A 9,515-nucleotide genomic window follows, 5' to 3' on the forward strand; every position below is an offset into this window, starting at 1 on the left:
TTTTCGGACCTCTATTGCGGCGAGCCTTGTTGCTTGCGGCTGCGCCAAAGCCAGACGAGGAGCACGATCGCGCCGATGGCTGCCAGGACGAGCGGGAGCACCCTTATCCCAACATGACCCCATCGCGGGATGTAGGTCGCGATCCCGGACATATGCGTGCCGAAATAGAAGGCGCCGGCACCCCAGACGGCAACCCACAGCGCGCCGCCGAGCGCGTTGAAAAGCAGGAAGCGCCGCCAATCCATTCCGGTCGTGCCGGCGGCGATGCCATTGAGCTGCCGAAGGATGTTGACGAACCGCGCCGCGGCCACCGTCGCTGGACCATAACGTGCAAAGACCGCTTCGACGTGATTGAAGCGCTCAGGTGTCAATCCGATCCGCGATCCATGCTTGAGGATGACGGCTCGGCCGAAGGTCCGGCCGATCAGGTAGCCGACATTGTCGCCGAGGACAGCTCCCACCCAGGCGTTGAAGAGGACGGCGGACAAGGACAGCTCGCCGCGGGACGCGAGTACGCCGGCGAAGATCAGCGCGGATTCTCCCGGCAAAGGTGCCCCGAGCGACTCCAGAAACAGGATCACGAAGATGGCGACAGCGCCATATTCGTGAATATAGGGCTCGACGGCCGAAAACAGATGTTCCATTCCGCGCGTCGCCTCGCTGGATCATCGGAGCCGATATCGTATCCTGCCCGAAGACAGATCGGCACATCTGCGGTGATTATGGGCGGAGCGCCCGGCCTGTAAATCGACTGGTCGCGGCGGAAGGCTCCACGGTCGACCGGCGCGAAACCCTCCCATGGATCGTCGGGCGCCAGGCTGCCCGGAGCACATGATTGCCTGGCCGGTCGCCGGGCCAGGACTGTTCGCAGTCCGGTCGCGGGGCCCTCTTCATCTTATTGTGGACGTTGAGTCATTGCGCGCAAGCTCTTCGGCGGACTCACGTTTTAGCCTGCCCTGCGAGCGTGTGACTTGAGCCGCCGGCTGTCGCGGGCGCAAACCGGGCGGCCGGATCCCGCTCCCCGGCTCGGCGCCGTCTCGCGCTGCTATTTGAACGCCATCGGGGCGACAAAGAGTGCAGCGAGTGCCAGCACGACCCCGATACGCAGCCAGACAGCCCTGACGTGATGTCTCACAAGCATGCGACGCTCCCTCAGACACAACGACGGAACTCACGTAGCGAACCCGTCGCGGACCTGCATTCCGGTGACGGAGCCAGCCAAGCCTCGATCTCATCTTGAACCTGCCCCTGCGCGGCGCAAGCGGCGTTGAGGCTGCCGGGCTCCTGGCCGGGGTCACGACTTCGTCAACGGGCAACGCGGTCCCGCGGCTTGCGCGGGGGCGACGAACTCTCCCGTCAGGAAACCGCCATCATCCACGAGCACAACGCGGGCATCATCCCGGCATGCGGCGCAGCCTCATCCCAGACTGCGGCGGGCCGCGGTTGGTTCGTTCGCGGATATCGGCCGCGCTGTTCACGGTCGCCGCGATGGGACGATCCGATCTTGGCTAAGACGGCCCGAAAGCGGCCCGAGCGCGGCCACCTTCCAGGCGCTGTCGTCCCACCATCACAGCAAGGGAGACGCGACCATGCCTGAGCTCTCGAACACCCTGATGGACCCATTGCAAAATTCTCTGACTGTCGCAGTCTAGACGAACAGGCTCGCCCTGGACGCCGCCCAGAAGCTTGGCGTGCTGCAGATGAGGATGCTGCGGAGCTGCATGGACCTGGGCTTCGCGCGGCTGAGCGCAGCCGCCGAGATCAAGGACGCGGACGGCCTCATGGCGTTCCAGGCCGGCCAGATCGAGGCCGCGATGAGCCTGTCCGAAAGGCTGATCGACGACAGCATGGCGCTCGCCGATCTCGGCGAGGGGATCATGGTGGAATGCGGCAGGCTGACCGAAGACGTCATCGGCCCATCATCGCAGCGGCTGTCCCTGCAGGGCAGAGTCTCGCGCAAGGCCGCGTGAGCGCTGCCGGCTTCGCGCTGTCATCGCTCGGGCGGTCGGCAGGCTTCCGGGCGAAGGGTTGCGGCCTTGCCGTCACGCGGAGAGCGAGCCCGGCATAGCAAGCGGCGGCGGAGCGGCCGGCGGAACCTTGCCCCGGTTCGCCGCGCCTATCGCGGCGTTGCCATCCGGCCGACGACGGCCAGGGCGAATTCCACGAGGTAGGCGTTGAGCGTCAGCGACGCCGCGCTGGCTGCGGCCACATCCCTGCTGGCGATGCCCTTGAGGATCTGCTGGTGGAGCCGCTTGCCGCGCGCGATCTCCTGCTGCTCGTCGCGCACATGCATGACCCAGAAGCGCCGCGACAGGGACTGCAGCGGCGTCATCAGGGCCGCGAGATAGGGATTATGCGCCGCCTCGATGATCAGCGCGTGAGTCTGCCCGACCGTTTCTGAATAGTCGTGCAGCGTGAATTCGCCATCAAGCACGGCCGCCAGCTTTTCAATCGCAGCAATGTCCTTCTGCGTTGCGCGGGCGCAGGCAAGCTCCACCGCGAGCAGCTCGTTGGCGCGCCGCACCTCCAGGCCGCTGAGTTGATCCTCGATCGAGATGCCGGGGATTTCGATGCCTTTGTTGGGGTGGATCCGCACCATGTAGCTGAGGGCGAGGCGCTGGATCGCCTCCCGCACCGGCGTCCGGCCGAGCCCGGTCAACTCCATCAGATGACGTTCCGAGACCATCGAGCCGGGCTTCAATTCGCCCCGGACGATCAGGCGTTGCAGCACGGCGACGGCTTCTTCCGACTGGTTCATCTCACCCTTCCGCGCCGTGCTGTCTCGCTGCGCAGATCCGCAGCGGCGTTCGATTCCGCCTACCTCATCCGCGCCGGCTTTCCAAACCATTATTCATCCGATATATCGGTTGCATATTATCGATGTTCAATGACGCCGCCGGAGGAATGATCCTTGAAATACGCCCCCCATCTCGAGCCCAGTCCCTTGCCGTTTTCGCCCTTCAAGAGCTGCACGGTGCCGCGGCCGATCGGCTGGCTGTCGAGCGTCAGCGCAGCCGGCGTCGAGAACATCGCGCCCTACAGCCAGTGGCAGAACCTCACCTTCGACCCGCCGATGGTGATGTTCTCGGCGAACCAGTATCCAGACGGTCGCCGCAAGGACACGGTCCTCAATGCCGAGGAGACGGGCTGGTTCGTCTGGAACATGGCGACCTTCGACCTGCGCGAGGCCGTGAACATCAGCGCGATGGCCTTGCCCGCGCATGAGAGCGAATTCGATCGCCTGAACGTCACCCGGGAATACGCCGATAACGCCCGCATTCCGATGGTCAGGGAAAGCCCGGTCAAGTTCGAGTGCAGATATGTCAGCACTCACCGGATCAAAGGCAATTCTCCCGTCGGCTCCATCGATATCGTCTTCGCCCAGGTCGAGAAGATCCATATCGATGACGCCGTCATCTTGCCGAGCGGAAAGCTCGACATCGAGAAGATCAAGCCGATCGCTCGCCTCGGCTATTTTGACTACACGGTGGTCAAGGACATCTTCGAGATGCGGGTTCCGGGCGCGGACGGAGACGCGCGGCAAGGGCTGGAAGGGCGCTCCACCTTGCGCTGACGGTTTCACCGATTTTTGAACCGAAGAACCAAGCAATAAGAGGGGAATTCCATGTCAACGGCCGAGCTATCCCTGGCGGATCGCGCCCCGACTTCACGTCGCATCAAGGATCTGATCGCAGTCAATTTCGGAAATACGCTGGAATGGTTCGATTGGGCGATCTATACGATCTTCGCTCCCTATTTCGCGCTTCAGTTCTTTCCGTCGAACGATAAATCGGCCGCGTTGCTGGCGGCTCTGGCCGTATTCGCGGCCGGTTTCCTGACCAGGCCGCTGGGTGGCCTGATCTTCGGGCTCTACGCCGACCGCGTCGGCCGCAAGCGCAGCCTGACGCTCGCCATGCTGGTGACGGCCGGCGGCAGCGTGGTCATCGCCTGCGCCCCGACTTATGCCTCGGCCGGCCTGTTTGCCTCCGTCGTCCTGCTGGTTGCACGCCTCGCCCAGGGCATCGCCCATGGCGGCGAGATGGGCACATCGGTGACCTATCTCGTCGAGCGCGCACCGTCGCACCGGCGCGCGCTCTATGGCAGCACGTCGTGGATGAGCGTCGTGCTCGGCACGATGATCGCGACCTGCACCGGTCTCCTGCTCAATGCCAATCTCGAACGGGCGGCCCTGGAAAGCTGGGGCTGGCGCATCCCCTTCGCGATGGGGGGGCTGCTCGGGCTCTACGGCCTGTACCTCAGGCGCAAGCTCACGGAAACGGCCAGCTTCGAGAAGAAGCAGAAGCAGGCCGCCAAGACGACGGGCCTGGCCCCGCTTGCACGGAACTGGCGCGGCGTCGCCGTGGTCTTCGGCCTCTCCGCCGGCGGCTCGATCATGTTCTACACCTGGCTGATCTACAGCCCGACCTTCGCCCAGATCAGCCGTGGCCTCGACGCAAAGTCTGCACTGACGGCGAGCCTCATCGCGCAAGCGGTCTTCTTCGCCGCGATCCCGCTGGTCGGCTGGCTCGCCGACCGGTTCGGACGGCGGCCCTTCATCATCCTGTTCGGGCTTGGCTTCATCGCCCTGACCTTCACCCTGGACGGCATGATCACCAACCAGTTCAGCGGACTGCTCTCGGCGATGATCGCGGCACTGCTGATCCTGGCCTGCCTGTTCGGGGTGAACACGGCGGTCTGGGCCGAGGTGTTTCCCACCGAGATCCGGGCGACCGGGGTGAGCGGGCCACTCTCATTGGCGACGGCGATCTTCGGCGGCACCGCGCCCTATGTGAACACCTATCTCGCCCAGCAGGGCCAGCATTCGCTGTTCCTCGTCTATCTCATGGTCGTGTCTGCGATCACCTTGCTGACCGGCTTCCTGATCCCGGAAACCCGGCATCTCGATCTGGACCGGCCGGACACCGGACGCCTGGCCAACAGCCCGCGAGAATGATCCCGGGGATATCGGCCCTGGCCGGAAGCTCAAGGTGAACAAGAGGAGGGCCGCCGATCGCGCGGCCCTCTGCACCGTCTCCGACCAAGCCATCCCGGCCTCCGACAGGCTGTTGCTCACTCCCAACTCAGGAGGCGGGGGCAGGGCGGCCCGACCGAAAGCCCGGCGCCGCCCGGCTTGGTGATGCCCGCCTTGGCCCGCTGCTCAGGCCGACAGCGTCAACGGAGCCAGCCGCCTGATGAAGTCGGCCCGCGAGCGGCTGCCGGTTTTCGCGAGCACTGCCTTGACCTGGCCGCGAACCGTCTCCCGGCCGACCCCGCGCGACAGTGCGAGCTGCTCGACCGTGCTGCCCTCCAGGAGCCCGCCGGCGATGGCTGCCTCCGCCCGGGTCAGATCGTAGAGCTCACACAGCAGCAAGGCTTCGATCCGCAGGCTTCGGGCCGTCGTCGTGATGACGAGCAGGGCCTGGGCGCGCGAGAAGATATCCCGCGCCTGGCGGCGAACCGGCAGCACATGGACGATGAACGCGGGGCGATCCCCCCGGCAGGGCACCGGGATCGAGCGGGTATCGCCAACCCGGTCCTGCCCGAGATCGGCCAGCGCCTTTTGCAGCAGCGCGTTCGCACGGGGATCCTCAAGCGCGATCTTGTCCCTTGCCCTGACGACGATCTGCCCGATCAGCGCCTCGAAGCCCGGATTGGCCGCGCAGAGCGCGCCGCCGGTGCCGACCAGGGCAGCCGGAGAACCGGCCTTCTCGAAGGAATCGAGGCTGACCTGAGCGCGTTGCATCTACAGCTTCGAGGCCAGAACCGCGGCCCGCGCGAGGTGCGGGCGGACGCTGTCGAGCAGTTCTGTCTCGCGACGGGAGACCGGACCCAGCTCGAATTTGCGCTCCAGTGTGAAGACGATGGTCTCGCCCGAGGACGAACGCACATTCGTTGCCGTGCCCCAGCCATAGCCCTCGGGCCGCAGGAATCGCGGTAGAGCGCGGTCTCGGCCAGCTCGTCTTCTGTGAAGAGGTCGTGATCGGTCACGAACCCGGTCCCGCCATGCGCCAGAAGACCGGCCCTGCGGGCGTTCCGGTCCATCCAGCCCTGATCCAGGAAGCGCTGGAGGACCGGCGAAAACTCCCTCGACGCGACCCAGTTCGTGCCCTGTCGGGAATGCACGCAGAGTAGCCCCCCGGTACAGCCGGCGATCTCCGCCAACCGCGCKATCGCCGTCGGCCAGACCTCCKGAACGGCGGCGGCCTCGTAGAGCATGGCGACCGCATCCCCAAATTCGTTCGCATCCAGCATCGCCGCCCATCCCCCCGTCAACGAGAGTGGAACAGTGCGGGCCATTCCTCAATCGTCTTGGCCGAGACCTGTTGTGGACGCAGATGATGGTCAGACAGATCGCGGCCCGACAGGACGAAACCTTGGCAGGGAAGACCCCTAATCTGGTCGCGAGAGCGGTTCTCACCTTATTGTGGACGTTGAGATATCGCGCGTAAGGGACTCTGCTGATTCAGGTATTCGCATGGCCGCCGGACATGCCTGCAGGTTCGCGGGCAGAACGCTTGCGGCTGACCTTGCGATGCTGGTGGGCAAGCGCTGTCGGCACTTGGCCGAGAATAGCAATTTATTGGCGTGAAGGCGCAAATTGCAGCGCGAAGCGCTGTGTTAGCGCAGCTTCGACAATGAAAATTTACGCTGCGGTCTGTCCGATTTCGCCTGCGCGGATGATCGCGTCCTCAGCCCAAACGATGGACGCGACGATGTTCAACGAGTTTTCCCGTCGGTCGAAGGCGACCAAGATTGCTGGCCGGCTGGAAGCCTTCATCAGCATGCTCCACTCCGCCGCTGAAATCAGCGCCGCGTCTGGTCATGGCGATGCCCGCCGCATGTTCGACAACACGCTGGCATTCTACGCCGCTGTCTGGGCCGCGGCGGATGCCTTTGGGCAATTGCTTCGCGCATCGCCCCAAGAGACGGCGGAAGCCGTGCGGCTGCATATTGGGCGCGTCGCCGATGCCGGCGAGACGTTCGAGCTGATGAAGATGGCCTTCTCGCTGCCGGAGCTTGCCCCGGTTGTTCAGGCCACTGGCTTTGCGATCTTCACGAGCCCTTCCGCCCCGGTTGGCGGTATGGTTTCGCATCGGCTGATCCCGCTCGCCGAGCTGATCGCCAATTTCAAGGGGCGCCCTCGTCTCTCCAGTTGATCCGGTGCCCGGGAACGACGGCACGGCAGGAGGGATCGGAACCTCGGCACCAGGCTGTTCATTCTCGGGGCCACGGCACCGGTGGCAGAACGGGAACTCCATGGCTCGCGGGAACCGCTCCAGCGCGCGCAATCCACTCGGGGGCCAAAGGCGCAGGCGCTACCGCAAGTCGTCTCGCGGTGACGTCCACTAGCCTGCTGGCAGGTGCTGCCAGTATTCGAGGAGAGCGACCGTGAGCACCCCGAGTGTCGCAGACATCACGTAGGACGACTTCAAGACGAGCGGGCCCCTATCGCCCCGAAGCGTGTAGACCACCGCCCCTGCCGCAAGGACGTATGGCACGAGAATGGGCAGGGGCGCGTCGATCAGCCCATAGGCGAACCACAGGAACGGGTAAATCAGGCCAATCAGCAGCTGGACGGCCAGCGCGAGCCCTCGCGATCGAATGAGGACGACCAGCCAGGCCACGGCCAGGATCAAGGCAGGCAGTTCAACCGAGCGATGCATGAYGAATCCTGGATGTGCGCGGCGCGAGGCCGGTGCGAACCACGGGGGCTTCATCGTTACAGCAGCGGAACAGGCCCTCACTTTCTCCCCGGTTACTTGGAGTTGTCGAGACGATGCAGCGGCCACCGGCCGCGGCTGGTTCGTTCGCCAATATCGGCCATGCTGCCGGCGCACCCCCGCCTATTCGACCGGGGCCCAGCTGCTGTCGGGGTCGTAGCGCAGCAGGCGTTCCGCCATCGCGCTGGTCTTCGGGCCGAGATTTTTCTGCAGCACGACCCCGTTATGTCCGCAGATGAAGGTCATGACGCCGGTCTTGCCCCATTCGGCCGGCCAGGCCACGAGGCCGAAGCCAGCGATCATGTTGCCGTTGACGACATAGGAATGCGCGCCGCCAGGTGCCCAGGGTCCTTGTGCCTTGAGGATGCGAAAGCGATAGCCGGCATAGGTCCGGTTTCCGCGATCCAGCAGGGCCTCGCTCAGGGCGCCCTCGAGTGGGCTGACATCGGCCTGCCCGGTTCTCGGCCAGTACAGCCCGTTCTGCGTGCCGGGCGTCGAGATCAGGTTCTGGGCATATGCGCGCACCTGGTCGCCATCATGGTCCGTGCGGAAATACTCGCGCTGGGCGCCGATATAGGCTTGGCAGGCCTCGATGGCGCGCAGTTCGTTCTCGCCGATGGTGCGGTTGAGGATCTCGTCCCGACCGGCCGCGACATCGAACATCCAGGCCTCGCCGCGCCGCACGATCGGGATCGGGAACTCGAATTTTCGCTTCCCTAGCGTCAAGATCCGAGCGGCGTCGCCGCGCGGTGTCAGCGTGACGGATTCCGCCGCAGCTTCGTTGAACCGGTCGAGTCGCTCGCGGTCCAGCGTGGCATCGCCCGTGCTCAGCACGTCGCGGGCCCCCGGCCCGAAGATCCGATCGAGCACGCCAGGCTCGCGCGCCCGCGCCGCCTCGACCAGCGCAGCGGACGCCGCATCGGGTGAGGGGAAGCTCTGCTGGGCTGCGGCAGGGCCCGCCATCATCAGGACAGCGAGCGAGACCGGGACTGAAAACCGAGCGTGATGTGCCATGATCATGTCCCCCAATCAGCGCCGTCCACCGCGACCGCCACCACCGCCCCCGCGGCCACCGCCGCCGCCGATATGTCCACCGCCGCCACGGCCGCCGCCGCCGATGTGAGCGCCGCCGCCGCGACCTCCGCCGCCGATCTGTCCGCCTCCACCGCCGCGGCCCGCCGGCATGCTGATCTGCCCGCGGCTGGCTGCGCCGCGATTGCCATAGGCCGCCGCGCCGCGTCCGGAATCGATGCCGTCAAAGGCGGTCCGGCTTGGTGTCGGGCGAGGTCTCGCGCCCTGCGGCGCCGCAGGGCGCGCCTGTGCCGTCGGAGGCCGGGCCGAGGGCCGCTCGGGGCCCGATGGTCGCGTCGCGGGTCGGCCTGCGTCGGCCTGCGGTCGCCCCTGTCCGGCCCCGCCCTGGGGGCGATCCTGGCCGGGCCGCGCATCGGGACGGGCGGGTTGCTGGGACGGACGCTGGCCGATCATCCCAGCCGCCGCGCCGCCGATCGCGCCTGCCGCCGCACCGCCCAATGCTCCACCGACGCCGCCCGGGCCTCCTGGGCCACCGATGCCGCCAACGCCGCCTGGGCCCCCTGGACCGCCGACGCCACCGATGCCGCCGGGCCCTCCGGGACCGCCGACGCCACCAGCCGGCCCGGGGCMGCCAATGCCGCCAACGCCACCCGGGGCGCCTGGCCGGCCAACGCCGCCTGGGCCTCCCGGTCCGCCAACACCGCCTGGGCGGCCTGGACCGCCGGGGCGGGCGAGGCCGGGCTTGGAGCCCTGCCCGGGCCG

General features: G+C 66.4%; 10 protein-coding genes and 1 pseudogene. 4 read left to right on the plus strand and 7 right to left on the minus strand.

Translation table 11 applies throughout. The features are described from left to right. Window positions 1-11: 11 nt before the first annotated feature. Window positions 12-644, minus strand: coding sequence for a DedA family protein (locus AC1DIO_RS27225; RefSeq protein WP_476770304.1), 633 nt, complete (start codon window positions 642-644; stop codon window positions 12-14). A gap of 1,023 nt (window positions 645-1,667) precedes the next feature. Here AC1DIO_RS27225 and AC1DIO_RS27230 point away from each other — a divergent pair. Further along, window positions 1,668-1,970, plus strand: coding sequence for a phasin family protein (locus AC1DIO_RS27230; RefSeq protein WP_476826376.1), 303 nt, complete (start codon window positions 1,668-1,670; stop codon window positions 1,968-1,970). Window positions 1,971-2,116: 146 nt separating this feature from the next. Here AC1DIO_RS27230 and AC1DIO_RS27235 read toward each other — a convergent pair whose 3' ends face one another. Continuing rightward, window positions 2,117-2,758 (minus strand): GntR family transcriptional regulator, encoded by a 642-nt coding sequence (locus AC1DIO_RS27235; protein ID WP_476776639.1) that lies wholly within the window; start codon window positions 2,756-2,758, stop codon window positions 2,117-2,119. 153 nt (window positions 2,759-2,911) lie between these two features. Between AC1DIO_RS27235 and AC1DIO_RS27240 the strand changes: the two genes are divergently transcribed. Beyond that, entirely contained in the window at window positions 2,912-3,574 is a 663-nt protein-coding gene (locus tag AC1DIO_RS27240; RefSeq protein ID WP_441508687.1) for a flavin reductase family protein, read from the plus strand. A 51-nt stretch (window positions 3,575-3,625) separates the two neighbouring features. Next, on the plus strand, window positions 3,626-4,954 hold the full coding sequence (locus tag AC1DIO_RS27245) for an MFS transporter (protein ID WP_441508686.1): 1,329 nt from the start codon (window positions 3,626-3,628) through the stop codon (window positions 4,952-4,954). A 204-nt stretch (window positions 4,955-5,158) separates the two neighbouring features. On the opposite strand, the gene AC1DIO_RS27250 is transcribed toward AC1DIO_RS27245, so the two are convergent. Both AC1DIO_RS27250 and AC1DIO_RS27255 read right to left on the minus strand, forming a co-directional pair. Then, entirely contained in the window at window positions 5,159-5,743 is a 585-nt protein-coding gene (locus AC1DIO_RS27250; protein ID WP_476854370.1) for a helix-turn-helix transcriptional regulator, read from the minus strand. Beyond that, window positions 5,744-5,887, minus strand: coding sequence for a hypothetical protein (locus tag AC1DIO_RS27255; protein ID WP_476854371.1), 144 nt, complete (start codon window positions 5,885-5,887; stop codon window positions 5,744-5,746). 628 nt (window positions 5,888-6,515) lie between these two features. Here AC1DIO_RS27255 and AC1DIO_RS27260 point away from each other — a divergent pair. Beyond that, a complete protein-coding gene (locus AC1DIO_RS27260) occupies window positions 6,516-7,157 on the plus strand; it encodes a hypothetical protein (protein WP_476776643.1) in 642 nt (213 codons plus the stop codon). Between the two features lie 189 nt (window positions 7,158-7,346). Here the strand turns inward: AC1DIO_RS27260 and AC1DIO_RS27265 are convergent, their stop codons facing one another. The 3 genes and pseudogenes from AC1DIO_RS27265 to AC1DIO_RS27275 form a co-directional block, all read right to left on the minus strand. Continuing rightward, on the minus strand, window positions 7,347-7,664 hold the full coding sequence (locus AC1DIO_RS27265) for a hypothetical protein (protein WP_441491078.1): 318 nt from the start codon (window positions 7,662-7,664) through the stop codon (window positions 7,347-7,349). Between the two features lie 180 nt (window positions 7,665-7,844). Beyond that, the gene (locus AC1DIO_RS27270) at window positions 7,845-8,735 is read right to left on the minus strand and encodes a DUF2950 domain-containing protein (RefSeq protein ID WP_476776644.1); all 891 of its coding nucleotides are present in this window, start codon (window positions 8,733-8,735) and stop codon (window positions 7,845-7,847) included. 15 nt (window positions 8,736-8,750) lie between these two features. After that, window positions 8,751-9,515, minus strand: a pseudogene (locus AC1DIO_RS27275) (hypothetical protein); the annotation flags it as partial.

The sequence above is a fragment of the Allobosea sp. 05T439 genome, from assembly GCF_056396005.1.